At 70.9% G+C, this 24,886-nt stretch carries 23 protein-coding genes; 14 read left to right on the top strand and 9 right to left on the bottom strand.

Translation table 11 applies throughout. The features are described 5' to 3' along the window. The first annotated feature begins 19 nt into the window (after positions 1 to 19). Genes G4D85_RS01675 through G4D85_RS01660 form a run of 4 tightly spaced genes read left to right on the top strand, consistent with a single transcriptional unit; the run spans position 20 to position 4,642 of the window. Entirely contained in the window at positions 20 to 949 is a 930-nt protein-coding gene (locus G4D85_RS01675; protein ID WP_164007227.1) for an ABC transporter ATP-binding protein, read from the top strand. Next, positions 946 to 1,668, top strand: coding sequence for an ABC transporter permease (locus G4D85_RS01670; protein ID WP_164007224.1), 723 nt, complete (start codon positions 946 to 948; stop codon positions 1,666 to 1,668). Before G4D85_RS01675 ends, G4D85_RS01670 begins: the two co-directional genes overlap by 4 nt. Further along, complete coding sequence (locus G4D85_RS01665) at positions 1,665 to 3,536, top strand: motility-associated ABC transporter substrate-binding family protein (RefSeq protein WP_164007222.1); 1,872 nt, start codon at positions 1,665 to 1,667, stop codon at positions 3,534 to 3,536. The genes G4D85_RS01670 and G4D85_RS01665 overlap by 4 nt, the downstream gene beginning before the upstream one ends. Beyond that, positions 3,533 to 4,642 (top strand): hypothetical protein, encoded by a 1,110-nt coding sequence (locus tag G4D85_RS01660; RefSeq protein ID WP_164007220.1) that lies wholly within the window; start codon positions 3,533 to 3,535, stop codon positions 4,640 to 4,642. Before G4D85_RS01665 ends, G4D85_RS01660 begins: the two co-directional genes overlap by 4 nt. Before the next feature lie 27 nt (positions 4,643 to 4,669). Here G4D85_RS01660 and G4D85_RS01655 read toward each other — a convergent pair whose 3' ends face one another. From G4D85_RS01655 to G4D85_RS01645, 3 genes are all read right to left on the bottom strand, one after another. Then, positions 4,670 to 5,665 (bottom strand): GvpL/GvpF family gas vesicle protein, encoded by a 996-nt coding sequence (locus G4D85_RS01655; RefSeq protein WP_240359017.1) that lies wholly within the window; start codon positions 5,663 to 5,665, stop codon positions 4,670 to 4,672. Positions 5,666 to 5,805: 140 nt separating this feature from the next. Continuing rightward, positions 5,806 to 6,216 carry a response regulator gene (locus tag G4D85_RS01650; RefSeq protein WP_164007219.1) on the bottom strand — a complete coding sequence of 137 codons (411 nt, stop codon included), beginning with the start codon at positions 6,214 to 6,216 and terminating at the stop codon, positions 5,806 to 5,808. Then, positions 6,213 to 8,333 carry an ATP-binding protein gene (locus G4D85_RS01645; RefSeq protein WP_205525378.1) on the bottom strand — a complete coding sequence of 707 codons (2,121 nt, stop codon included), beginning with the start codon at positions 8,331 to 8,333 and terminating at the stop codon, positions 6,213 to 6,215. The genes G4D85_RS01650 and G4D85_RS01645 overlap by 4 nt, the downstream gene beginning before the upstream one ends. 462 nt (positions 8,334 to 8,795) lie before the next feature. Between G4D85_RS01645 and G4D85_RS01635 the strand changes: the two genes are divergently transcribed. The 4 genes from G4D85_RS01635 to G4D85_RS01620 all read left to right on the top strand — a co-directional run bounded on the left by G4D85_RS01635 (position 8,796) and on the right by G4D85_RS01620 (position 11,693). Next, positions 8,796 to 9,284 (top strand): hemerythrin domain-containing protein, encoded by a 489-nt coding sequence (locus G4D85_RS01635; protein ID WP_164007217.1) that lies wholly within the window; start codon positions 8,796 to 8,798, stop codon positions 9,282 to 9,284. A gap of 58 nt (positions 9,285 to 9,342) precedes the next feature. Further along, positions 9,343 to 10,014 (top strand): DNA-3-methyladenine glycosylase family protein, encoded by a 672-nt coding sequence (locus G4D85_RS01630; RefSeq protein ID WP_164007216.1) that lies wholly within the window; start codon positions 9,343 to 9,345, stop codon positions 10,012 to 10,014. A 105-nt stretch (positions 10,015 to 10,119) separates the two neighbouring features. Then, positions 10,120 to 11,271: a zinc-dependent alcohol dehydrogenase gene (locus G4D85_RS01625; RefSeq protein WP_164007215.1), complete on the top strand. Its 1,152-nt coding sequence runs from the start codon at positions 10,120 to 10,122 to the stop codon at positions 11,269 to 11,271. A 29-nt stretch (positions 11,272 to 11,300) separates the two neighbouring features. After that, positions 11,301 to 11,693: a hypothetical protein gene (locus G4D85_RS01620; protein ID WP_164007214.1), complete on the top strand. Its 393-nt coding sequence runs from the start codon at positions 11,301 to 11,303 to the stop codon at positions 11,691 to 11,693. Between the two features lie 70 nt (positions 11,694 to 11,763). Here the strand turns inward: G4D85_RS01620 and G4D85_RS01615 are convergent, their stop codons facing one another. Further along, positions 11,764 to 12,531, bottom strand: a complete 768-nt coding sequence (locus G4D85_RS01615; RefSeq protein ID WP_164007213.1) for a hypothetical protein — start codon at positions 12,529 to 12,531, stop codon at positions 11,764 to 11,766. Between the two features lie 162 nt (positions 12,532 to 12,693). Beyond that, a complete protein-coding gene (locus G4D85_RS01610) occupies positions 12,694 to 13,953 on the bottom strand; it encodes an MFS transporter (RefSeq protein WP_164007212.1) in 1,260 nt (419 codons plus the stop codon). A gap of 348 nt (positions 13,954 to 14,301) precedes the next feature. On the opposite strand from G4D85_RS01610, the gene G4D85_RS01605 reads away from it, so the two are divergent. Together G4D85_RS01605 and G4D85_RS01600 are read left to right on the top strand one after the other, a co-directional pair. Continuing rightward, positions 14,302 to 15,738 (top strand): APC family permease, encoded by a 1,437-nt coding sequence (locus tag G4D85_RS01605; protein ID WP_164007211.1) that lies wholly within the window; start codon positions 14,302 to 14,304, stop codon positions 15,736 to 15,738. Then, positions 15,735 to 16,331, top strand: coding sequence for an SAM-dependent methyltransferase (locus G4D85_RS01600; RefSeq protein ID WP_164007210.1), 597 nt, complete (start codon positions 15,735 to 15,737; stop codon positions 16,329 to 16,331). Before G4D85_RS01605 ends, G4D85_RS01600 begins: the two co-directional genes overlap by 4 nt. Before the next feature lie 56 nt (positions 16,332 to 16,387). Here the strand turns inward: G4D85_RS01600 and G4D85_RS01595 are convergent, their stop codons facing one another. After that, positions 16,388 to 17,680, bottom strand: a complete 1,293-nt coding sequence (locus G4D85_RS01595) for a pyridoxal phosphate-dependent aminotransferase (RefSeq protein WP_164007208.1) — start codon at positions 17,678 to 17,680, stop codon at positions 16,388 to 16,390. 121 nt (positions 17,681 to 17,801) lie between these two features. Then, positions 17,802 to 18,608, bottom strand: coding sequence for a hypothetical protein (locus G4D85_RS01590; RefSeq protein ID WP_240359016.1), 807 nt, complete (start codon positions 18,606 to 18,608; stop codon positions 17,802 to 17,804). 407 nt (positions 18,609 to 19,015) lie between these two features. On the opposite strand from G4D85_RS01590, the gene G4D85_RS01585 reads away from it, so the two are divergent. From G4D85_RS01585 to G4D85_RS01570, 4 genes are all read left to right on the top strand, one after another. Further along, the gene (locus G4D85_RS01585; RefSeq protein WP_164007206.1) at positions 19,016 to 19,486 is read left to right on the top strand and encodes a hypothetical protein; all 471 of its coding nucleotides are present in this window, start codon (positions 19,016 to 19,018) and stop codon (positions 19,484 to 19,486) included. Between the two features lie 368 nt (positions 19,487 to 19,854). Next, on the top strand, positions 19,855 to 21,237 hold the full coding sequence (locus G4D85_RS01580) for a hypothetical protein (RefSeq protein ID WP_420821687.1): 1,383 nt from the start codon (positions 19,855 to 19,857) through the stop codon (positions 21,235 to 21,237). Continuing rightward, entirely contained in the window at positions 21,227 to 22,834 is a 1,608-nt protein-coding gene (locus tag G4D85_RS01575) for a Tox-REase-5 domain-containing protein (RefSeq protein ID WP_164007204.1), read from the top strand. Before G4D85_RS01580 ends, G4D85_RS01575 begins: the two co-directional genes overlap by 11 nt. Positions 22,835 to 22,846: 12 nt before the next feature. Continuing rightward, the gene (locus G4D85_RS01570; RefSeq protein ID WP_164007202.1) at positions 22,847 to 23,590 is read left to right on the top strand and encodes an immunity 52 family protein; all 744 of its coding nucleotides are present in this window, start codon (positions 22,847 to 22,849) and stop codon (positions 23,588 to 23,590) included. A gap of 165 nt (positions 23,591 to 23,755) precedes the next feature. On the opposite strand, the gene dps is transcribed toward G4D85_RS01570, so the two are convergent. Next, positions 23,756 to 24,274, bottom strand: coding sequence for a DNA starvation/stationary phase protection protein Dps (gene dps, locus G4D85_RS01565; RefSeq protein WP_275900268.1), 519 nt, complete (start codon positions 24,272 to 24,274; stop codon positions 23,756 to 23,758). 87 nt (positions 24,275 to 24,361) lie between these two features. After that, complete coding sequence (locus G4D85_RS01560; RefSeq protein WP_164007198.1) at positions 24,362 to 24,886, bottom strand: carboxymuconolactone decarboxylase family protein; 525 nt, start codon at positions 24,884 to 24,886, stop codon at positions 24,362 to 24,364.

Here is a 24,886-nt window from a genome sequence, read left to right as displayed (position 1 = left end):
CGCCAGAAAAAACGCCGATATGATCCAGGTCGAAGGGCTGACCAAGTACTACGGTGAGCATGCGGCCATCCGCGAGCTGGCCTTCACCATTGGCCAGGGCGAGGTCATCGGCTTTCTGGGCCTGAATGGCGCGGGTAAGTCGACCACGCTCAAAATCCTGGGCTGCGTGCTGTTGCCGACCTCCGGGCGCGTCGTCATCGACGGCCATGACGTGGTGAACAACCCCCACGAGGTCCGGCAACGCATCGGCTACCTGCCAGACGTCCCGCCGCTCTACGAGGAGATGACGGTGGGCGAGTATCTCGCCTACGTCGCCCAGCTGCGCGGCGTGACGTCGAGGGACACCCCGTCCCGCGTGGGCGAGGCGGAGGAGAAGACGGGGCTGCGCGAGGTGGACGGCGAGCTCATCTCCACGCTCAGCCATGGCTTCCGCCAGCGCGTGGGCGTGGCGCAGGCGCTGGTGCACAAGCCGGCGCTGCTCATCCTCGACGAGCCCACCAGCGGCCTGGACCCCCGGCAGATTGTCGAGATGCGCGACGTCATCCGGGGCCTCAAGGGCACGCACACGGTGCTCGTCTCCAGCCACATCCTCCCGGAGATTTCGCAGACCTGCGACCGGCTCCTCATCATCCACAAGGGGGCGCTGGTGGCGCAGGGCACGGAGGAGGAGCTGGGGACGAAGATGGGCGGCGGTGGCTCCATCGAGCTGGAGGTCCGTGGCGATAGGGCGCGCGCGGTGGAGGTGCTCCAGGGCTTCGGCGCGGTAGAGGTGGGTCGGGTGGCGGACGGAGTGGTGGCGCTGACGGTGCGGGCCTCGCCAGACATGCGGCCCCGGGTGGCGCAGGCGGTGGTGGGCGCGGGCCTGGAGCTGCTGCGGCTGGACCAGGGCGCGGGCCAGCTGGAGTCCATCTTCCTGCGGCTGACGCACGGCCAGGAGGTGCGAGCGTGAAGGCGCTACTGATTGCCCGCCGCGAGCTCGCCGCCTACCTGCGCACGCTCAGCGGCTATGTCGTCATCGCTATCATCCTCGGGTTGAACGGACTGTTCTTCAACGCGTACGCCCTGGGCGGCGCGAGCAAGCGCTCCGCCGAGGTGCTGTCGCAGTTCTTCTACTATTCGAGCGGCTTCACCATCGTCGCCTCGGTGTTCATCTCCATGCGGCTGCTGGCCGAGGAGCGGCAGACGGGCACGCTGCCCCTGCTGTACTCGTCGCCGCTGCGGGACAGGGACATCGTCCTGGGCAAGTACCTGGCGGGCCTGGCCTTCCTCGCGCTGTATGTGCTGTGCACGCTGTACATGCCGCTGCTGGTGCTGGTGAACGGCAAGGTGTCGTTCGGCCACGTGGCCGCCGGGTACCTGGGCCTGCTCCTGCTGGGCAGTGCGTCGCTGGCGGTGGGCACGTTCGGCTCGGCGCTGGCGCGCAACCAGTTGCTCGCGGCGATTACCTCCGCGGTGCTGCTGGTGGCCCTCATCCTCTGCTGGCTGCTGGCGCGCATCACCGAGCAGCCCCTGTCGAGCGTCTTCAGCGCGATGTCGCTGTGGAACCAGCACTTCCCGCCGTTCCAGTCGGGGCTCGTCCACGTGCGCGACGTCGTCTACTACCTCGTGGTCACCTACGTGGCGCTGTTCTCGGCCACCCGGGTGCTCGAGGCCCGGAGGTGGCGATGAGCACGCGTCCTGTTGGCAGCGGTCTGCCCGTGACGCTGGTGTTCGTCGCGGGCCTGCTCGCGGTGTTCATCGGCGAGCGGATTCTCGGTGCGGGCACCGGCCGCACCGTCCTCTCCGCGCTCGGCGTCGCGCTGGCGGTGGGCGCGGCGGCCTGGCGCTTCACCCGCATGCGCTCGGCCGCGGCGGACCGGCGCGCGGTGGAGGGCTGGGTGCTGGGGCTGTACGGCCTGGGGCTGGTGGCGCTGCTGCTCTACTTCGTCCAGTCGGACGCGGGAGCGGCCCTCTTCGGCGGGGCGCTGTCGCAGAAGGCTCCCCGGTTGGCGGTGGTGCTGGCGGCGCTCTTCCCGGCGCTGCTGCTGTGCACGCTCCTGCCGCTGGCGCTGGTGGAGGTGGCCGCCGCGGCGATGTTCCGTGCTCCGGTGATGGAGACGGGGCGCGTGCGCAGCGCGCTCTACTCCGGGTTGGGGGTGGCCTTCGTCGTCATCTTCGCCTTCGCGTCCATGTTCGTGGCCACGCAGGCGGACGCGACGTGGGATTTGTCCTACTTCCGCACCGCGAAGCCGGGCGACTCCACGCGCAAGGTGATTCGCGGCCTCAACGAGCCGCTGCAGGTGACGCTCTTCTTCCCGCCCGCGAACGAGGTGGGGGAGGCGGTGGCGCAGTACTTCCGTGACTTGTCGGCGGAGAGCCCGCAGCTGCTCAACGTGGAGCGGCTGGACCAGGCGGTGGAGCCTTCCCGGGCGAAGGCGCTGGGTGTCCACAACAACGGCACCGTCGTGCTCTCGCGCGGTGACCGGAAGGAGCCGCTCGCGGTGGGGCTCGAAATCGACCGGGCTCGCGGCCAGCTGCAGCGGCTGGACCAGGAGGTGCAACGCCGGCTGCTGGCGGTGGCCCGGCCCCGTCGGGTGGTCTACTTCACCGCGGGCCATGGCGAGCGCGCCGAGTCTCGGCCGGTGCCGGGCGAGATGGCCCGTCCGTCCGTGGCGCAGCTCAAGGAGTTGCTGCGCGCGCAGAACGTGGACGTGCGTCCGCTGGGCGTGTCCGAGGGCCTGGGCTCCGAGGTGCCGAAGGACGCCGCCGTGGTGGCGGTGGTGGGCCCCACGCGCGAGTTCCTCCCCGAGGAACTGACCGCCCTGAACGAGTATGCGAACCGGGGCGGTCGCCTGTGGCTGGCGCTGGAGCCGGACGGGCCGGACTTCCACCAGGTGCTGGAGCCCCTGGGCCTGAAGTATCTCAAGACGCCGCTGGCCAATGACCAGGTGTTCTTCCGCACCTCGCGGCAGCAGAGCGACCGGGGCAACCTGGGCACGGCGAGCTTCTCCTCGCACCCGTCCGTCACCGCGCTGTCGGCGCTGGCGGGGCAGGCCCCGGTGGCCTTCCCCGGCGCGGGCGCCATGGACCAGATTCAGCCGTTGCCCAACGGCGTCCTGCACGACATCTCCGTGCGCGCGCACGGCGCCACCTTCGCGGACGCGAATGGCAACTTCACCCAGGACGCGGGGGAGATGCGGCGCACGTGGCCGCTGGTGGTGGCGGTGGAGAGGCCCTCTCCGGCCGGCAAGGAGACGACGCGCGTCGTCGTCATGGCGGACGCGGACGGGCTGAGCGACCAGCTGCTGGGCAACCTCGGCAACGCGTACCTCGCGGTGGACACGCTGCGGTGGCTCACCGGCGAGGAGGCGCTGTCCGGCACGGTGTCCACCGAGGAGGACGTGCCGATTCAACACACGCGTGAGCAGGACGTGGCCTGGTTCTACGCCACCGTCTTCCTGGGGCCGGCACTGGTGCTGGCGGTGGGCTTCGTGAAGACGCGGCGGCGGGGCCGGCGCGCTCCACGGGCCGCGGTGGCGGCGGGAGGTGAGCGATGAAGGTAAGGGACCTGGCCCTGCAAGGGGGCCTCGCGGCCGTGGCGCTGGTGGCCGCCTTCCTCGTCTGGCAGCGGGAGCCCGCGGGCGCTCCGGGCGAGGTGACGGTGGTGGATGCTCCGGTGCGCGCGCTGGACGCCGTGCGCTACGAGGACGACACGCGCTTCGTGGAGCTGTTCCGCGACGCCGAGGACCGCGACAGGCTGTGGGTGCGCCTGGGCGCCAAGCCGCCGAAGCCGCCGACGGTGATTCCCGTCAACACGGACGCCGGCACGCCGGTCGCCGCTCCGAGCGCGAGTGCGGGTGACGCGGGCACGGCCATGGCTTCGGCGATGGATGCCGGCACGCCTCCGGTGGCCGCTCCCGTGGAGCCTCCTCCGCCCCCGCGTGAGCTTCGGGCAAATGAGACGGCGGAGAAGCTGTTCGCCCGCTTCGCGCCGCTGCGGGCCATGCGCGCCCTGGGCGAGCTGGACGCGAAGAAGCTCGAAGAGGTGGGCCTGGCCAGCACCCCGCGCAAGTTGACTCTGACGGTGGGGGGCAAGCCGGAGGCCTTCTCCCTGGCCTCGCCGGCGGGAGGCTGGGGCACGCCGTACCTGCGGCGCGAGGCGGACGGCCGCGTGTTCCTCCTCGGCCCGGCGCTGTTGCCCGACCTGGAGAACGCCACCAGCCGGCTGGTGGACCGGCGGCTGCACACCTTCGAGCTGGGAGACTTCGACGCGGTGGTCATCTCCGCCGGGGGCGCGTCGCGCACCTTCCGCGCGAGCGGCAATGCGCCCGCCGGGCCGGTGTCCCTGGTGCCGGAGGAGTCGCCGGACCGGCCGGACGAGTTCGCCCGCAACTGGCATGACCGGGTGTGGCGGCTGATGCCGCTGGACTTCCTGGGCCGTGACGAGCTGCCGCCGGGTGGCGAGCTGGAAGAGGCCTTCCGCGTGGAGTACCGCAAGGGTGGCAAGCCCGTGGGCGAGCTGCGGGTGGCGCGTGGCCAGGGCAGCTTCTTCGCCCGCACCGAGCACACCACCGGCTGGGCCCGGCTGCACGCGGGCGTGGACTCGCTGGCCAACGAGGCGGCGAAGGTGGCCGCGCCGGTGTCCTCCGCTTCGGGGAAGTGACGTCCGGAACCGCGCGGCGGCCTCGTCTCAGGCCGCCGTGTCGGGCTCCGGCTCCAGCCCCAGGCGCACGTCCACGAAGCTGTAGGGCGCCCACGGGCCGGTGAAGCGGAAGGAGTAGATGTCCGAGCGCGCCGCCAGCGACTTCACCTTCGCCTCGAAGGCGGGCACTGCCTGGCGCTCCACCAGGAAGGCGGCGTTGAGCAGCATCCTGTCTCCCACGGGCGGCGAGGTTCGCGAGGCTTGGGCCAGCGGACGCAGGCCCTCCAGCAGCGAGGCCATGTCCTGCGCGGCGCGGACCTCGACAGCGGCGCCGAGGCGGCGCTCGTGGTCCGCCTCCGGCTCTCCGTCGTGGCGGGACAGCTGCGCGTCTTCCAGCTCCAGGCGCCGGGCCAGGTGCTCGCGGTGGTAGATCACCTTCAGCCCCAGCTCCACCTTGCCCTCCAGCGCCGCGAGCGCGCTCGACAGCGAGCCATGCGCCGTGCGCAGCAGCGCCCGCACCTGGGCCTCCGAGCGCAGCACCGTGCCGAAGGCCACCGGCAGCAGCGTGTGCTCGTGAAGTATCGCCTCGGTGACGCGCTGGTGGACCAGCAGGTGCGACCGTGTCGGGTCCACCACCAGTGCCGGCGAGGTGGACACCAGCGCCGCGAGGTCTCCCTCGCGCACCGCGCGCACGTCCGCCGGGGGCGCGCCCAGGCCAATGAGCCCGAAGTCCAGGTTTCCCGCCGCGCGCACCACGCCGTAGAGGTACTGCGGGCCGTCCTCGACCTCCACCCGGGGCGCGCGGGCCGGAGCGGCTTCCGTGCTTCCGGAGGGCGCTCCCGGCGTGCCCTCCGCCTCCAGGTGCGGCTTCGCGGAGGCCGGTGGACGCGACGTCTCCGACGGGACGCGAGCCGCCACGGGGAACGCTTCGCTCGGGAACTCCACGGACACCTGTCCGGACGGCGGCGACGCCAGGTCCGCCTCCGGAGCCACCGGGGCGGCCATGGCGCTCGCCTTCGTCTCGGAGAGGAGCGAGGCCGTCACCCTCATCGCCTCCGTGGCCACGGGGCGCTTCGTCCGCGGCTTCTTCGGAGTCGCAGCGGTGGCCTTCTCCGCTCCGGAGGTACTCCGCGCCTTGCCAGTGGTGCCTTTTCGGGGCCGTGACGTCCGGGGCATCGTGCGTCTCACCCTGGCTGGGGGCCTCCGCGTGTGGCGAGGACGCGCCGGACCTCGTCCACGAGCGCGTCCGGGAGGCATGGCTTGGTGACGAAGGAGTCGCAGCCCGCGCCCTTCGCCTCGTCGGACTGGCCCGTCATCGCATGGCCGGTGAGGGCCACCACGGGGATGGTGCGCGTGCGGTCATCGTTCTTCAGCCGCCGCGTCGCCTCCCAGCCGTCGATGATGGGCAGCGACAGGTCCATCAGGATGATGTCCGGCCGCAGCTCGAAGGCCTTGTCCAACGCCTCCTGCCCGTTCTTCGCCTCGGCCACGCGGAAGCCGGAGAACTCGAGGTACTCGGCGTACATCTCCCGGGCATCCTGGTAGTCGTCGACGACCAGCACGAGCGGCTTGAGAGTCGGAGAGGGGTTGGTCATGCGCGCCTCGCGCGTCGTGGAAAGTGCAGGGTGAACGTCGAGCCCTGGCCGGGAGCGCTCTGGAGGGAGACGCGCCCTCCGAGCATGGTGGCCAGCCGACGGCAGATGGACAGCCCCAGGCCCGTTCCTCCATAGGCCCGCGTCGGTGAACTGTCTACCTGCTGGAAGTCCTCGAAGATTTTTTCCTGGTACGCCGGGTCGATGCCAATCCCCGTGTCCTGCACGGAGATGGCGAGCGTGGACGTGGCCGCGACGTACTCCGCCATCACCGTCACCGAGCCCTCGTGGGTGAACTTCAGCGCGTTGGACAGGAGGTTGAGGACGATCTGCTTCACCTTCTGCCGGTCGCTGTGCACGGCGGGCACCCGCGCGCCCAGCTGGGTGCTCACCGCCAGCTTGCTGCGGGCGATGATGGGGTCCAGCTCCGCTACGACTTCCTGGAGCAGCTCCGGAATCCCGAAGTCCGACAGGTGCAGCGGCATCCGCCCCGCTTCGATGCGGGTGATGTCGAGAATCTCGTTGATGACCTCCAGCAGGTGCCTGCCGTTGGAGTCGATGCGGGTGAGGTTGCGCTTCTGCGCGGGCGAAAGCTCACCGGACACGCCCTGCAGGAGCATGTTGGTGTAGCCGAGGATGGCGTTGAGCGGCGTGCGGAACTCGTGGGACATGTTGGCCAGGAACTGCGACTTGGCCGCGCTTGCCTGCTCCAGCTGTATCGCCTGCCGGCGCAGCTTCTCGTTCTGCTCGGCCAGCTCCGCGGTGGCAATCTGCACCCGCGCCTCCAGTTGGGTGGAGACCTCCTTCACCCGCTCCAGCAGGCGCGCCTTCTCCAGCGCCTCGGTGCGGTCATGGAACAGCGTGACGATGCCCGTCAGCTCGCCGGTGTCCCCCAGCACCTTGCTGGCCACCGCCTCCACGGGGATGGTGGCGCCGGTGGCCGGGTCCGCCAGGCTGAGCTGGCCGCGCCAGCGCAGGCTGCCCCCGCCGTCCACCAGGTTGACGAGGAACGAGGAGAAGGTGGCGTCGTTGGAGCGCACGCGGCGCTGCGCGGCCTTGCCCCCGTCCAGGGGAATGGCGAAGAGCTTCTCCGCCGGGTCGTTCATCATCACCGTGCCGCCGGACGGGTCCGACAGGATGATGGGGTCCGCCACCGAGTCCAGCACCCGGTCCAGCCGGTGGCGCTCGCTGCGCGCCTCGCGCTCGGTGGCCCGCAGGCGGCGGTAGCTCTCTCCCAGTGCCTGGGTGGCGCGGCCCAGGTCCGTCACGTTGCGCAGCACGCTCACCATGGCCTCGTGGCCGTCCGGCTCGTGGACCGGCGTGCTGATGAGCTCGAAGAGCAGGTCCATGCCCTCCGCCGGGTCCACCAGCGGCACCTCGCGCCGGCGTGTCCCCGACGCGCCTCCGCTGCTCGCGCTGGCCAGCGCGGTGGAGAACACCCGCTGGTTCAGCTCCACCGCGCGGCGGCGTCCCTCGCTTGACTCGGCGCCGGCCACCAGCAGCGCCTCCGCGCGGGCGTTGGCGATGCGCGGCCGTCCCTCCAGGTCCGTCAGCAGCACCGGGTCCGCCACCGCGTCGATGATGCGGCGGAGCAGCGCTCCGCCCGACACCTCGCGCCGCCCCGAGGACACGGCGGGCACCAGGCGCGCGAGCGTGGACCCCACGTGCGCGGCCACCCACGCCACCTCGGACGGGAGCGCCGGCTCGCTCACGGACAGCAGCAGCAGCCCCACCGCGGGGACGCCCGGACGGCCGAGTGGCACCGCGATGTCGCCTCCGCCGGCCACGGCCGGAAGCAGGGCGCGCGAGGCAGGGAAGAAGCGCGGCGCCGCGTGGGACAGCACCTCCGCCAGCGGATGGGTTGCGCCCTCGGACGCCGCTTCCAGCATGGCGCGCTGCGCGTCGGAGACGCCCCGGGCCGAGAGGCACCGCAGCCGGTCCCCGGGCTCCTCGCGCACCAGGCAGGCGACGGCGCTGGCCCGCGTGTGCCGGGCAAGCCACTCCACCACGGCCTCGGCGCAAGGACGGGCCGCGTCACAGGCGAGCAGCTGCTCCGCCAGGGCGAGGCGCGCCCCGGCGTCGGGCATGGGTGCGGTGGGCAGCGGTACAGGGGAGGCCAATGCGTCAGGCTCCAGGGGAAGGGGCCCGTGGAGCGTCTCCAGGGGCAGGGGGGTCGTCGGTCCTCACATCCATGAATGTCACCACGATGCGCTCGGCGCTCCAGGGCGGGGAGGCCCGTCCCGGCAGCACGCGGACGCTCGGGTCCCACCGCAGGCCGCGGTCCAGCACCCGGTCCAGGACATCGACGAGGCTGGTGCTTCCGGCCGTTCTTTCCACGGGCATCCGTAGGGCTCCTGGGCTCGCGGCGGGTGGTGGCTTCCGGCCCACGCCTGACCGTCTTGTAACGCGGGGAAGCAGGTCTCCCCAGAATCGCTTCCCGGCCACCGTGACTTGCGAACACCCGGGGGCCGACACTGTCCGTTCGTACACATCTCAAAGGCCCTGAAGCTGGGCAGGCGGGCAGGCGCTCGCGGCCAACGCGCTGGGTTATCGCACCCACGCTCCATTCCTAGCTTGGGCCCATGAACGCACTCGACCTCTTGAAGCAGCAGCACGACGAGGTGAAGAAGCTCTTCAAGCAGTACGGAAAGCTCGCCGATCACGCCGACGAGAAGCGGCAGGAGCTGTTCGAGGCCATCGCCGACCGGCTCAGCGCGCACGCCTCCATCGAGGAGCAGTACTTCTATCCGGCGGCCAAGGCCGAGGACACCGAGGACCTGCTGCGCGAGGCCACCGAGGAGCACCTCTCCGCCAAGCGCATCATGGCCGACCTGCTGGACATGGAGGCCTCCGACGAGGAGTTCGACGCGAAGATGCAGGTGCTCCAGGAGCAGATAGAGCACCACGTGGAGGAGGAGGAGGGCGACCTCTTCAAGAAGGTCCGCAAGCTTCTCTCCAAGGAGCAGCTCGAGGACCTGGGCGTCCAGATGCAGCAGGAGTTCGAGGAGCTGATGGAGAACGAGCCGCGCGCCCAGGTCTCCGCCCAGACGGACCACGCCGCGCCCATCTGAGGCGTCGCGGACAAGAATCGGGTTGCGCGGGACGGCGGGGGCGGCAGCATGCCTCCCCATGCCCCGTCCCGCCCCTGTCGCCCCGCGCCTTCCCGAAGACTTCACCCCCGCGGTCCGCCGTGCCCTGGTGCGGGCGGACCCGGTGCTGGGCTCGCTGATGAAGCGGGTGGGCCCCTTCCGGCTCGAGCTCAGCCCGCTGCACAGCCCCTTCGCGGCGCTGGCGCGCTCCATCGTCTACCAGCAGCTCCATGGCCGCGCGGCCGCCACCATCTTCGGGCGCGTGTGCGAGCGCGTGGGGCAGGGGCGGCGCTTCACGCCCCAGGCGCTGATGGCCGTGCCGGACGCGGAGCTGCGCGCGGCGGGCCTGTCCGCCAACAAGCTGGCCGCGATGCGGGACCTGGCGCTCAAGACGCTGGAGGGCACGGTGCCGCCGCTGGCGCGCGTGCGGCGCATGGACGACGCGGCCCTCATCGAGCACTTCACGCAGGTGCGCGGCATCGGTCAGTGGACGGTGGAGATGCTGCTCATCTTCCGGCTCGGCCGGCCGGACGTGCTGCCGGTGGACGACTATGGCGTGCGCAAGGGCTTCATGCTCGCCTATGGCCTGAAGGACATGCCCAGTCCGAAGGAGCTGCTGGCGCACGGTGAGCGCTGGCGGCCCTGGCGCACGGTGGCCAGCTGGTACCTGTGGCGCGCCACGGAGCTGCCGCCGGAGTCCTTCAAGCCCTGAGGAGGACGGCGCGAAGCAGCCGGCCGAGCGACGGCCGTGAGTGCTCCGTGCCTTGCCCCGGGCGGTGTGCATCCTCACCCGTAAAGGACGGAGGAACACCGTTCGATGCGCGCACTGACCTACCAGGGACCCTACCGGGTCAAAGTGGAGAACAAGCCGGACCCCCGCTTGGAGCACCCGCAGGACGTCATCCTCAAGGTGACTCGCGCGGCCATCTGCGGTTCGGACCTGCACCTCTTGCACGGGCTCGTCCCGGACACGCGGGTGGGCTGTACCTTCGGCCACGAGTTCACCGGCGAGGTGGTGGAGACGGGCAGCGAGGTGTCACAGCTCAAGAAGGGCGACCGGGTGGTGGTGCCCTTCAACATCTCCTGCGGCACCTGCTTCTATTGCCAGCGCGGCCTCACGGGGAACTGTGAGAACAGCAACCCGGCCAGCGACGTGGCCAGCGGCGTGTTCGGCTACTCGCACACCACCGGCGGCTTCGACGGGGGACAGGCCGAGTACGTGCGCGTGCCCTTCGCGGACGTGGGGCCCATGAAGATTCCGGACGACATGGACGACGAGTCCGTCCTCTTCCTCAGCGACATCTTCCCCACCGGCTACCAGGGCGCGGAGATGGGCGAAATCAAGGGCGGCGAGACGGTGGTGGTGTTCGGCGCCGGCCCGGTGGGCCTGTTCGCCATGAAGTCCGCGTGGCTGATGGGCGCGGGCCGCGTGGTGGCGGTGGACCACGTGCCGGAGCGCCTGGCCTTCGCCGCGCACTTCGCGAAGGTGGAGACGGTGAACTTCAAGGAGGTGGACGACGTCGTGCTCTCCCTCAAGGAGATGTTCGACGGCCGCGGCCCGGACGTCTGCATCGACGCGGTGGGCATGGAGGCGGAGGGCTCGCGGGCGCACCGCGTGCTGGGCCTGGGCCTGAAGCTGGAGGCCGGCGCGCCCACGGTGCTCACCTGGTGCATCAACGCCGTGCGCAAGGGTGGCAACGTCTCCATCGTCGGCGTGTATGGCCCGCCGTGGAACTTCATCCCCATCGGCACGGCGATGAACAAGGGGCTCACGCTGCGGATGAACCAGTGCAACGTGCGCCGCTACATGCCGCGCCTGCTGGAGCACATCCGCAGCGGTCGCGTGGATGCCAAGGCCATCATCTCCCACCGCTTCTCGCTGGAGCAGGCGCCGGAGGCGTACCACCTGTTCGCGCAGAAGCGGGACGGGTGCATCAAGTGCGTCCTCAGCCCCCACGGCCACGCATGACGACGACAACGAAGAGGAGGCGACGAGCCATGCCCGATAGACCGATTCCCGGCGCCGCCGCGGACCTGGAGCCTGGAGACCGCCCCGGCGTCCCCATGGAGACGCAAGCGCAGCCGCTGGCCGGCGCGCGCGCGCCGATTACGCCGCAGCACGCGGACGTGCCGGTGTTCAAGCACGCGGGGCGCAAGCACATGCCGCCGGTGTACGGCACGGCGCAGCCTCCCAAGGGGCTGAGCGGGCTGCTGCGCAAGACGGCCTACAGCTACCCGGACCACCTGCCGCGGCACTGGATGATGCTGCTGCTCGCGGACCGGGTGGACGTGTGGGAGCACCGGCTGCGGAGGTCCCTTCCATGGGGGCTTCCCGCTGCTGCGGCGCTCCTCGTCGCCGGCGTGAGCTGGCGGCGGCTGTCGCGGGCCTGAGCCCTGGGGCGGCTCCGGCCGGAAGGCGCGAGACCTGCGCCTTCCGGCCGGAGGTGTCACCTGACGGCGGCTACTCGCCGTAGGTCAGCACGTCCACGAACCGCACGAAGCGCCGGTCGCTGCTCACCGCCGCCACGACGAAACCCGTGGTGTAGCCGCTGTGGTAGCTGTAGGCCCAGGACGCGAAGTAGAGCCGGTCGCTGTTGCGGGAGATTTGCTGGATGTACGTCACCGCGCCGTCCACCTCGTCCGGGGTGGCCTTGGTGTGGAGGTACTGCGTGCCGAGCACCTTGATGAGCTCCTGCGTGGTGATGGGCGTGAAGTGGTCCACCGTCTTGCCGTACATGGCGTTGGCGTTGAAGGTCTCCACCAGCGTGGCCTGGTTGGCCACGCCCTGGCCGTTGGGGATGTAGCCCTCGCGAATCTCGGTGTTGGCGGCGAGCGAGCCAGTGGCGCCGAACAGCACGGCGGGCGTCTGCGCCACGGGGAAGTTGCCCAGCGGCGCGGCGACGGTGGCCGCGTCGTTCAGTTCGTGGAAGTCGCTGAGGAGCTTCCTGGCCGAGCCGGTGATGCCGGTAAGGAAGGTGGTGTTGCTCAGCTTCGGGGTCAGGTGGGCACGCTCGGCCGAGTCCACCTGGCCGTCGTCCTGGAGGAAGACGTCCACCGCGCCCTGCATCTCCGCGCGGTTGATGGTGGTGCCGCCGGGACTGGAGGAGCCACGGGCGGTGGCAATCTTCGCGTCGAAGGCGGGGATGGTGGTGGCGCTGCCAGCAAAGGCGGCGGACGAGGCCAGGAGGACGGCGCCGCTCAGGAGTGACTTCAGGGATGAGATGGACATGCGGTGGACCTCTCGTGAGCCAGGGGCTCACGGGTGGGGGGGGGAGTGCTGCGGCCCGCAGTTAACACGCCTGACTGACACGGCTCTCGCGACATTCCTGTGTCGCGGGAAATTACAGACAGGGTGTTGTCACGGGAGTGCAACCGCCCCCTGCGTGGGTCCTCAGGTCGCGGCCTGGGCCGAGGTCTCGGCGCGGCGTTGGCGTCGCATCGGCAGCAGCAGTGCGAGGAAGGCCACGGACAGGACGGTGCCGAGCAGGAAGACGCGCGCGTAGCCCAGGCCCAGGCCGTACTTCGGGTCCGCGAGCCAGGCCGCGAGCGGCCCCGCGGGCGCCTTGCCCCAGACCTCCAGGCTGGCCAGCAGGGTGTAGTGCGTGGCGCCGATGCGGCGGTCCACGCGCGACATCATGAAGGCGAACATGGCCACGGTGAGCGCGCCGCCGAAGAACTCCTCGGCCAGGGTGATGCCGATGACGGCGGAGTCGGTGACACCAGTCGTCGCGAGCAGCCACCGCCCCACCAGCGGCACCACCCGCAGCGCGGCGGTGAGGCCCACCGCGCCGAGCAGTGGCAGTCGGGCCGCCAGCAGTCCTCCCGCCGCGGAGCCGAGGAGCGAGGCCAGCGTGCCCCACGTGCTGACCCACAGGAGGATGCGCTCGGGGGGAATGCCGGAGTCGACGAGGAACGGCTTGTAGAGCACGTCCGACATGCTCTCGCCCAGCTTGTACGTGCCGATGAAGAGCAGCAGCCACACGGTGCCCGGGAGCAGCAGGGCCTGCTTGAGCCGCCCGAAGACCTCCGCCCAGCTCAGCTGCGAGGACGGCTCGGTCGGGGAGGTGTCCCGAGGTGGAGGCTCACGCACGAAGAGCATCACCGCGAACGCGGCCAGGCTCAGCGCCGCCATGGCGAGCAGCATGCCCGGCCAGCCGATGCGGTTGCCGGTCCACGCCATGATTCCGCCTCCGGCAACCATCATCCCAAGCTTGTAGCCCACCACCTGCGCGGTGTTGCCCAGGCCCAGCTCGGTCGGCCGCAGCGTGTCCACGGCGAAGCCGTCCACCGCGATGTCCTGCGTGGCGGCGAAGAGGTTCATCAGCAACACCATCCCGAGCAGCAGGGACAGGGACTCGCGGGAGGCCGCGAAGGCGGCGACGACGGCGCTCGCCGCCAGCCCCAGCTGCATGGGGAGGATCCACGACCTGCGCCGACCGAGGCGGGCCGAGCCATACCGGTCCACCAGCGGGGCCCACAGGGCCTTGAGTGCCCACGGCAGCGCCAGCGCCCCGACGAACCCGATGGCCATGAGCGGCACCTCGCGGGTGCGCAGGAACACGGGCAGCGCGGTCGTCTGGAAGCCGTAGGGCATGCCCTGCACGAGATAGAGCATGCTCAGCAGCAGCAGCCGGGGCGGCGGAAGTCTCATGGCGGGCCCAGCATAGACCTTCTCACCGGTGCCGCCGCGCGGATGCCAGCCCCGGCCACTCCATCGCTGGAGCTCCGTCCGCGCCATCGCTCCATCAGGCCTCGCAGCCGATGGCGGGCACCGTGAGACGGCCGCGCCGGGGCGCCAGGAACCCAGACCTCGGGGCCGGGGCGCGCGGGAGTCGGAGGCCCGCCCGGTCGCCTGTGGTGCCTCCCCTACGTGCGCGCGGCGGAGCCCCATGGCGCAAGGGTGGGGGACAGGTGACCCGAAGTCTCATGTCTCCCCGGACCCATACCGCAGGTGCAGCTTGTGGCGTGCAGCAGACACCCCGGCGCTCGGAGCGACACCATGCGGGAGCAGCAGGTAGTGGCGAGCGGACAGCGCGCAGCGGAAGCGCCTGCTCCCCTGGGAGGCCCGGCCGCTCCCTCGCCCTCGCTGCGCATCATCGACACGGTGGCGCTCACCGTCGGCATCGTCCTGGGCGCCGGCATCTTCAAGGCGCCGTCGCTGGTGGCGGCGCAGACGTCGAGCGGCGGCGCCATGCTGCTGGCGTGGCTGCTGGGCGGCGTCGCCTCGCTGGTGGGCGCGCTCTGCTACGCGGAGCTCGCCAGCGCGTGGCCGCATCCGGGCGGGGAATACCACTACCTCCACCGTGCACTCGGGCGGGGGCCGGCCTTCCTCTTCGCCTGGGCGAGGCTGACGGTGATTCCCACCGGCTCCATCGCGCTGCTGGCCTTCGTCTTCGGAGACTACGCCTCGCAGCTCGTCCCGCTCGGGCCGTACTCGACCTCCGTGTACGCGGCGGCGGTGGTGGTGGGGCTCACGGCGGTGAACATCGCCGGGCTGAGACAGGGCACGCGCACGCAGAACCTGCTCACCGCGCTGGAGGTGCTGGGCGTGGGAGCCGTCATCGTCGCGGGGCTGCTGCTCGCGCCCGCGCCCTCGGTGCCGGCGCCCGTGGCGGCTGCTTCCTCCAATGCGTCGTGGGGGCTGGCCATGGTCTTCGTCCTGCTCACCTATGGCGGGTGGAACGAGGTGGCCTACCTGTCAGCGGAGGTGAAGGGCACGCGGCGCAGCCTCGCGTGGGCGCTGCTGGTGAGCATCGGCGTGGTGACGGCGCTCTACCTGTTGGTCAACCTGGCGTACCTGCGGGGCCTGGGACACGCGGGGATGGCGGGCTCGGAGGCGGTGGCCGCGGACCTGATGAAGCGGGCATTGGGCACGGGGGGCGCGGTGGCCATCAGCGTGCTCATCGCCATCTCCGCGCTCACCTCCGCCAACGCCACGGTGCTCACCGGCGCCCGCACCCACTATGCCTTTGGCTGCGACAGCGTGCTGTTCAACGGGCTGGGCCGCTGGCACGCGCGGGCCAACACGCCCACCCGCGCGCTGCTCGTGCAGGGCGCCATCACCCTGGCGCTGGTGGGGCTGGGCACGGTGACGCGCCAGGGCTTCCAGACGATGGTGGAGTACACCGCGCCCGTGTTCTGGCTCTTCTTCCTGCTGACGGGCGTGTCGCTCCTGGTGCTGCGCGTGCGCGAGCCGGGCGTGCACCGGCCCTTCCGCGTGCCGCTGTATCCGCTCACGCCGCTGCTCTTCATCGGGCTCTGCGCGTACGTCCTCTATTCGAGCCTGGCCTACACCGGGCCCGGCGCGCTGGCGGGGCTGGCCGTGCTGGGCACCGGCGCCGTGCTGCTCGCCGTGGAGCTGGCCCGCACCCGCCGCACGCCGCGTGGCAGCCAGCGGCTCTCCCCCAGGCTGCAACGAACCAAGGAGGCCACATGAAGCGGTCCACCCTCATCCTGTCGCTCGTGGTGGGTGCCACGGCATCCGCGCAGGACGTCACCGTCCGCCAGTCCGTCCAGGTGCCCGAGCCCTCCGCGGTGGCCATCCAGGCCCCCGAGGTGCCCTACGTCCCCACGCCGGAGGAGGCGGTGACGGGCATGCTGAAGCTGGCGGAGGTGAAGCCGGGTGACGTCGTCTATGACCTGGGCAGTGGAGATGGACGCATCGTCATCTCCGCCGTGAGGGAGCATGGGGCGTCGCGCGCGGTGGGCGTGGACATCAATCCCGAGCGCATCACCGAGGCCAATGAGAACGCCCGCCGCGCGAAGGTGGAGGACCAGGTGGAGTTCCGCCAGGGCGACCTCTTCGACGCGGACATCAGCGACGCCACCGTGGTGACGCTCTACCTGCTGCCCTCCGTCAACGAGCGCCTCAAGCCCAAGCTGCTGTCCGAATTGAAGCCGGGCACGCGCATCGTGTCCCACGGCTTCGACATGGGGGACTGGAAGCCGGACAAGGAAATCCAGGAGGGCGGCCGCACCCTGTACCTGTGGGTCGTCCCCGAGCGCGGAGGCGCCAGCTCCGCGCGCTGAGCCCGCCGGCTCGCGGCCCGGCGTCCTCTCGCGAGGGGCCGGGCCGTCCTCGCATCTCACGTCTTCGGCGGAGCCGACTGGGGCGAGTTCGTGTAGTGCAGCACCATGGCCTCCAGCCGGGACAGCGCCTTCTCCAGCACCTCCAGCGAGGGGCCGAAGGACAGGCGCACGTAGCTGCGGAAGCGCGAGGGCCTCCGCGCGCGGCGCTTGCCCGGGTTCACGTCGAAGAACTCGCCGGGCACGGTGATGATCTTCTGCTCCAGCGCCGCCCGGAAGAAGCCCATGCCGTCGTTGAGCGGCGCCGGCAGGCCGGACACGTTGCCCCAGACGTAGAACGTCCCATCCGGCGCCCGGTCCGTGCGGATGCCCAGCCGCTCCAGCCGCGAGTGGAACTTGTCCCGCTTCTCGCGGAAGGCGTTGTGGATGGCCATCGTCTCCGCCACCACCGCCTCCTCCTGGAGCAGGGGAATGGCGGCGCGCTGCAACGGCCTGCTGCCGCCGCCGTCCAGGAAGCTGCCCGCGCTGGACACCGCCTCGATGACCTGCCGGGGACCCAGCGTCCACGTCATGCGCCAGCCCGGGTAGCGCCAGTTCTTGGTGAAGCCGTCGAAGATGACGATGGGGTCCCTGTTCACGTCCTCCACGTACCGCGCGGCGCTCTCCACCGGCAGGTGACCCGGACGGCCCGTCCAGATGTAGTGCGAGTAGAACTCGTCGATGAGCAGCGAGCACTCCTGCTCGCGGGCGACGCCCACCCAGCGCGCCAGCTCGTCGCCCTGCACCAGCTTGCCGGTGGGGTTGCACGGGTTGGAGAAGAGCAGCGCGGACAGGCCGCGGCCCTGCACCTCGCGCCGCAGGTCATCCGCAGTGAAGGCGTAGCCGCGGTCCCCCTCCAGGAGGATGGGGATGGCGGTGAACGCCTTGAAGACGTCCAGCAGCTCCTCGTAGGCGGTGTAGTCCGGCAGGAAGTGGCCCAGGTTGACCGAGCCCAGGCTCGCCGCCGCGCGCGTGAGGGCCGCGCGTCCGCCGCCGGACAGGCACACGTTCTCCGCGCTGTACTGGCTCGGCATGCCCTTGCGGTAGAGCTTGTTGTAGAGGCTCGCGATGACCTCGCGCACCTCCCACAGGCCCGCGACGGGGGCGTACTCCATGTCCGCCACGTCGATATTCACCGAGCCCAGGCGGGGCGGGGCGCCGGGCAGCTCTCCCGTCTCCGGCTGCCCCTGGCCCAGGTTGCACCAGTCGGGGTCGCTGGAACGGTAGCCGCGGCGGCTCGCCTCGGCGGTGACGAAGATGACGCCCGTGCGGGGCACGGTGCGGAAGGCCGGAATCGTGACGTCGTCGCTCACGGCGCGACACCCTAGCGGAAGTCGGGTGCCCGTGGTGCCCGGGAACTGCCGGGAGGCGCCGCGCGAGCGGGCCATGTTGCTCTGTTGGCACCGTCCGCCAGGGCGCGAGCGCGCCCGTGCCTCAGCGGACGATGGGCACCGTCACCGGCTCCTTGTCGTCGATGGTGATTTCCACCTTGCCCACCCGCCACAGCACCTCCTGGAAGTGGGCCTCCAGCCGGTGGCCGTTCGCCGTCTCCAGCACCGCGGTGCCCTCCTTCGGCAGGTACTGGCCCACGTCGTAGAGCAGCGAGGTGAGGGTGAGGCGGTCCGTGCCCTCCGGGCCGGTCAGCTCGCCCGGGCCGTCCAGCACCAGCTCGGAGCCGCCAATGACGGGGACTCCGGAGCGCAGGCCCACGCGGCCGTCGATGTGGAAGGTGTGGTCCTCGCGGCCCGGCACGCTGCCCGCCACGTCCGCGAACAGGCGCGTCTCGTCACCGCAGGTGCCGTAGCCCACCTCCGCCTGCACGGTGTGCCCGTCCACCGCCAGCCCGCGCAGGTTCGCGTGTACCTCCATCAGGTCCTCGCCGCCGCGGTACAGGAAGGCCACCTGTCCGGTGAAGCGCAGGCCGTGGATGTCGCAGCCGCCCTCGTCGAAGGTCATCACCACCGCGTCCGTCACGCTGTCGTGCGCCTCCACCACGGCGGTGGCGCACGCATATCGCGCATGCACGCCCTCCGCCGCCCGGCCCACGAAGGAGCGCCGGGGCTCGCCACACGTGTACACGGGCAGCACACCCAGCACCTCCAGCGCACCTCGCGCCTGGTGGGCGGCGGCCACCGCGCGCTCCACCGTGACACGCGCGGCGTCCACCTCTTCCTTCGTGGGGGTCTCCGCACCGCAGGCGGCGGTGAGGACGGCGACGGACAGCCAGGCGATGCGTCTCATGGGGCGCTCCTCCAGGGATGGACTCGCGCCGCATCCAGAGCAACCACCATGCCCCGGCCAACCTCGCGAGAACAGGAGGGTGGCCCCTCCAGACGAACCCCGGGTGCGTGAAGCCCGGTGCACACTCCGGGCGGGCCTGCCCGGGGTCACGGAGACCTCCGACGGCGCGTCCGGGTGTCTTCAGACGCGAAGTCATAGCTGGCATGTCTTGCTGGTAATGCTGTGCTTCCATGTTTCACGTGGAAGGGCGGGACGGCTATGGTCCGGGCGCGGTGCCGCGCCAGCGGTCCGCCGGGCGCGTCCTCGGGAAGAGGTGCCGCCGTGCCCGTCTCCCCCCCGGCCGTGACCCCCGCTCAGCGCGCTGGAACATCGCTCCCACGGCGGGAGCCTTCAGCATGGAGAACGCAGTGACTCACTTTGGAAAGTGGTTGGGAGTGCTGGTGGCGAGCGTCGTCGTGGGATGCGGCCCGGTGACCCCGGAGGAGATGGAGGCGCTGGCGCTCGAGGGCATCGACACGAGCGACATGCAGGCCACGGTGGAGCAGGTCGAGGACGTGCTCAACTCGGCGGCTCCGGATGACGGGCTGATGCACGCGATGGACGTCTGTCCCGCCGACTACACCTGCCCGGGCGACTACAGCTGCGGCAGCTGGTCCACCGTCCCCACGGCCTGCACCGGCAGCCTGAGCGCGTGTACCGGCACCGTCGCCTGCCGCGAGTGCGAGATGGGTCCCAACGGGAAGCCCATCTGCTGGCAGACCGGCACGCAGAAGGCGGGCACGAGCTACCTCATCCAGGCCTGCAACAAGCCCGGCGTGCCCACCTGCTACAGCTATAAGGTGACCTACGCCACCTACTGCGGCTGCTTCGGCATCTGACCGCCGCGGTGTCCTCTGCTCGGCCCGGCTCCTCTTCTTCGTGAGGGGCCGGGCCGTTTCATTTAGGCGAGGACCTCCGGCCGGGTCCGTCCTCGCGCGAGGCTGGCGTGCTGGACGTGGCGGACACGCCGGACATGCCGCTTCTCGGCCACCCGCGCGGGCACGAGGGTCTGCTTCCCAGAAGCTGCGCTCCCCCTGGCGACCGTGCATTCAAGAGCACGCGATTCCTGCCCCCCGACCGCACCGTAGGAGGCCGCACGCACGCGGGCTCCGGGAGGGGCTCAGCGCAGCGGTTTGACGCCTTCACGTCGGACCGGAAGGGGAAGCTCTGTCCTCTCCTCGCTTGAGTGCCTGTCCGGGAGACGCGAATGCGCAGGATGCGACGTGGGGCCGTGCTGCTGGGGCTGGTGTTCCTGCTGCAACCTGGCGGGTCAGCGGCGGAGGCGCCGCGCGAGGAGGACATCTCGGACGGTCCCGCCGCTGCCGCGCCACCCGATGCAGTGGTGAACCCGCCTGCCCTCGGGCCGAGCCCCCGGTGGGGCTACCTGATGCGGCTGGAGGGCGCCACGCTGGCACTGCTGCCCCGGCAGGGCGCGGGCGAAGACGCCGGGTATCTGCAGGTGACGCCCATGTTGGTGGCGGAGCTTGGCGAGGACTTCGGCGTCAATCTGGGCGCGCCGCTGCGGGTACGGCTGTGGGGCGGGGACGGCGGCTGGGTGCGGCGGGAGGACTGGGACAGCCTCTCGGACTTCGGGCAGATGGTGCGCGCCCTCAAGCTGGGCTCCGACAACGCGCCGCTGGGTGTCTGGTTGGGCGCGTTGGAGCGCTACAGCCTTCTCTCCGCGCATCTGGTGCGGCGCTACTCCAACCGGGCGAATCCCGACTACCACCCGGCGGGCGCTCTGCTGACAGGCTGGTGGGCGCCCCTGTACGTGGAAGCCTTCACCTCGGACATGCTGGGCGCGCGCCTCATGGGCGCCGAAGTCGAAGTGGACGTGGAGCACGTCCTCTTCGGCCGGCCGAAGCAACGCCAGCGCTACACGCTGTCCCTCTCCGCCGTGCACGAGTGGGGCAAGACCGGGGGCGCCTCGCCCGCGATGACGCTGGCGCACCTGGACACCGCGGCGGTGGTGCTGGTGCGCCCGGGCTACGAGTTGCACGTCCTGGCGGGCTGGGGTGGCAGGCCGGGAGACGGCGGCGCCTGGGGCGCGGTGGCGGGCGTGGGCGCGGACTCGCACACGCCCACACGGGTCATGACGCTCCGGCTGGAAGCGCGGCGGCAACACGGCGGCTTCCGTCAAGCCTTCTTCGGTCCGGACTACGAGGTGGGGCGCTTCCTGGCGGCGGGCTTCGCTGGCGTGCCGCTGGCCTTGGCGCCCTTCCCGGACGGTTATTCAGCGTATGGAGAAGCGGCGGTGACCTGGGACGCTGAAGCGCTGGGGGGCGTGCTCCAACGTCACCTGGACTTCGCCCTGGGCGCGGAAGCCTTCACCTGGGGCCGGGTGGACGTGGACGGGCGCGCGGCGGTGCAACTCTTCCACCGACGCCTGGAAGTGGCGGTGGAGGGGTTGGCGGTGGGCCTGGGGCAGCCGGGTCCGCGCTACCTCGTCTCCGGTGAGGCGCGCTGGCGGTTCGCCGGGAAGCTCTACGCGCTGGCCAGCGGTGGCACGCTGCTGTTTCCGGAGGCCGGCGGCACGCTGCGCTCGGGTGCATTCGCCTCCTTCGGCCTGGGGGTGGACCATGCCCGCTAAGGCCCTGCTGCTGGGCGTGGTGCTGCTGGCCACCGGCTGCGCCTCGCGGCCTCCGCCATCCGGCCGTGCGGGCCTGATGATTCCGCGCCAGCTCGCCGCCGCGCCTGGGCTGCAGGGCAACGGGCACGGCTCCCCCGCTTCACCACCGACCCACACGGCGACAGGTGAGGACGCGCGCAGCCGCCACCGCCGGCCCGTGCGCCTGCCCAGCACGGCGGTGCTCACCTTCAGCGTGGAGGAGCGGACGCGGCGGGCGGTGGAGCCGGGCCTGCTGGACGTGGACGCCTTCGAGGCCTTGCTGGTGCGCGCGGGCCTGGAGGACAGGGACACACTGCCCCCGCGAAACGGGCCGCTGACGCCCGAGGACGCGGCGCGGCTGCTGATGCTGCTGGGGCAACGCCCCGTGACGCCAGGCACCTTCCCGCCGCGCATGGCGGCCGGCCACCTCTTGCGCGAGGTGCTGGAGGGCGGTGCAGCCTCACGCGGGGAACTCCTGCGCCGGGTGGAGCGCTTCACGCTGGTGGCAGTGCTGCGCCCGGATGGCTGCCTCGCCTGGACTCGTAGTGGGCGCACCCAGCAGCGCGTGGGCCCGGTGGAGTGGAGGGACGGTGCCCTGCGCGCGGGCCCCTTCGAGCTGGGACGCTTCTACTCCGGCCGGGGCGGCGCCTTCCGCGCCCTGGACGCGCGGTTGGGGGCGGCGGACGGGGGCGTGCTGGCGGAGGTGTACGACGACGCGGATTACCTCTCGCGCACGCTGGACGGCGCCGAGGAGGCATTCGTGGGGCTGGCCGTGGCCGTGGGCCAACTCCTCACCACCCACCCTGCTGACACGTTGGCCGCATTGCGCCAGTTGCCCTCGGGACTGGCGGCCCTGGTGGCCTCCTCGCCCGAGTACCTGGAGCGCTTCCGGTACATGACGGAGGGCGAACAGGTGAGGGAGGTTTCCAAGCTGCTCACCAACTTGATTGCCACCTGGGGTGCCGCATCGGCCACCACACGCACGCTGACGGGGGCGCTCGCGGGCGCCGAGGCCACCGTGCCCGCGCTGTCGCTCACGGCCGAAGGCGCACTGGTGCTGGAGCGCGTCGCGGTGCCCGTGGGCCGAGCGGCGGCGGTGCTGGGGGGCGGGCCCGGGGCCGCCGTCATCCTCCACCGCGCCAACACGGCGGCCAGGGCCCCCGCGCCCTCCGGCGGCCCGGGAAAATGGGGACCGGCGAAGGAGTCCATGAGGCCCCGGTCCCGCGCCTACCAGGAGCAGATTACGGGGCACTCCGCCGATGACGCCTACTGGGTCGGTGGCATGAGCACGAAGGAAGGGGGCGTGAAGTTCGACGGCTTCAAGAACGACGCGCTACTGGAGGCCAAGGGCCCCGGCTATGCGAAGTTCTTTGAGGGCCTGGAGCCCAAGGAGTGGTTCCGGCACTCGGGAGCCAAGGCACTCATTGAACAGGCCGACCGTCAGCGCAAGAAGGTTGAGGGCATGGGGCTCCGCATCGAGTGGCATGTGGCCGAAGCTGATGCGGCGAAGGCCATCCGCGAACTACTCAGGAATGAAGATGTCAAGGGAATCAGCGTCTTCCACACCCCGATGAAGTAAAGAGAGTGCGGCGTGAGCGATAAGCCCGACCCTGAAACCTACTTCGCGGGTGCCTATTGGGGCCCTCGCAAGGAGTCGCCCGAGGAGTGCGCCCGGCGCGCGGCGGACTTCCTCGACCTGCTGGCCCCGGCCGACCCCTTCCTGGCTCACTGGTACAAGCCCGCGCGCAGGCTCAAGGACGCACGAAAGCATCCGCTCATGCCGCCTGACCTGCCCACGCTCACCGAGTTGTTCCGGCGCGGCGTCAATCGCGAGAAGGGCGGGCCCATCTTCGAGGACCTGGGCTTCACCTTCTGGTTCGACAACGGCGGGCCCACCCGTGACTGTGCGGCCCTGCGCATCAAGTGCGGGGACTACAGCGGGGGCAGTAACTATTGTGTGTTGACCCTGCCCACTGATGGGCCGAACGCTGACCGGGTGCTCACTGCTCCCGTGCTGGCCCATGTCGTGCGCAGCATGGCCCTGGCCTGGGAGCCCGATTGGGCCATGGCGACGTCACGCATCCACCGTGACCTCCTCTCGGAGGAGGGCCCCGCTGGCACATTCGTAGGCTGGGTGACGTATCTGTCGCGGCGCCGGGGTGTGGTGCCTCCACTGCCCGCGCCCGTGCGCATCGAACCCGTGGAAGGCCAGGGGACGCTGGTGGTCCTCACCCCCGAGCGCCTCACCGCGAGCAATCCCACCCACGTCGAGCTGGGCCAGCGGGTGCTCAAGCTACTGGACCGGGCGGGGCTCATGCAGCCTGTCACGCGCTAAGCACGTCGGCATCGACGGTTCCCGCATCAGGAGTGCCCGCAGCGGGGGCGTCTCCATCGACCGGGGGCCAAAGTCCAGCGGGGCACGCGTCGACCGCGCCCGAACTGCCCTTCCGGCCCGGCTCCTCTTCTTCGTGAGGGGCCGGGCCGTTTCAATTCGTGCGATTCAGCTGTCCAGCGACGCGCGCAGGAACCAGGCGTGCTTCTCGAACTCGGTGATGATGCCGGTGACGAGGTCCACGGAGTCCGTGTCCTGGTTCTCCTCGAACGTCTTGCGGCTCCTGCGCAGGCCGTCCAGGTACACCTCGATGCGCTCGGCCAAGAGCTTCACGTGCTCCATGTCGCGAGAGGTCTCCTGCGGGTACTCCGGCAGGCGGCTCGTCTTGCCCACGTGGCGGCTGGTGCCGTAGGCCTTCGCGCCCAGCGTCACCGCGCGCTCGGCGATGGAGTCGTTGTGGTTGGCCAGGCTCACCGCGAAGGTTTCAAACAGCGGGTGGAGCGCGGCGAACTGCGGGCCCTTGATGTTCCAGTGGGCCACCTTGATTTGCGAATGCAGGTCCAGGCCATCCGCCAGCCGCTCGTTGAGCGACTCGGCGATGGCGGAGCGGGCCTTCTCGGGAAGGGGGCTGGGGCTGCGGTACATGGTGACGTCCTTTCGTCTCGTTCGTGTCTGACGTGAGGTCAGATGCCCGGTGGGCCAAAAAGGAGCGCCCCCCGGTGTTTCCACCGGAGGGCGCCTTGAATCCACTTCGATGTCTCGCGACAGGAGGGCTTACGACTCCAGGCCCACCGCCGCCGCGTGAATCACGGAGGCGACGCGGACCGCGTCGTGCACCTGGTCCTCGGAGAGGCCGCCCTCGAGGACGACCTTCTCGTGGGACTGCATGCACATCTCGCAGCCGTTGATGGCGCTGACCGCGAGGCAGACCAGCTCGAAGTCCACCTTGTTCGTCAGCACCTGCGCGAGCCGGTTCATCCGCAGCCCGGCGCGCTTGGTCGAGTAGGACTCCTTCCCGATCATGTGCCGGAAGCGGTAGTAGACGTTGTTCATCGCCATCAGGGACGCCGCGGCACGCGCGTCCTCGATGACCGGCTCCGGGTTCGCGAGGGCCTTCTTCGCCTCGTTGAGCATCGCCTCCTTCAGCCGCTCGTTACGCACGGCATAGGCGGAAGCGACGGCCACACCCCAGCGCTGCTCGGGGGTGAGGCTCCCTCCCTCCAGGACGGCCTGGAGGTTGAGGCGGGTGTCCTTGTGGGCGTCCGCCAGCTCAGAGCGGACGACTTCGAGCGAGGCCAT

Source organism: Pyxidicoccus trucidator (assembly GCF_010894435.1).
Lineage (GTDB): Bacteria > Myxococcota > Myxococcia > Myxococcales > Myxococcaceae > Myxococcus > Myxococcus trucidator.
This window is presented reverse-complemented; position numbering and strand designations above follow the sequence as displayed.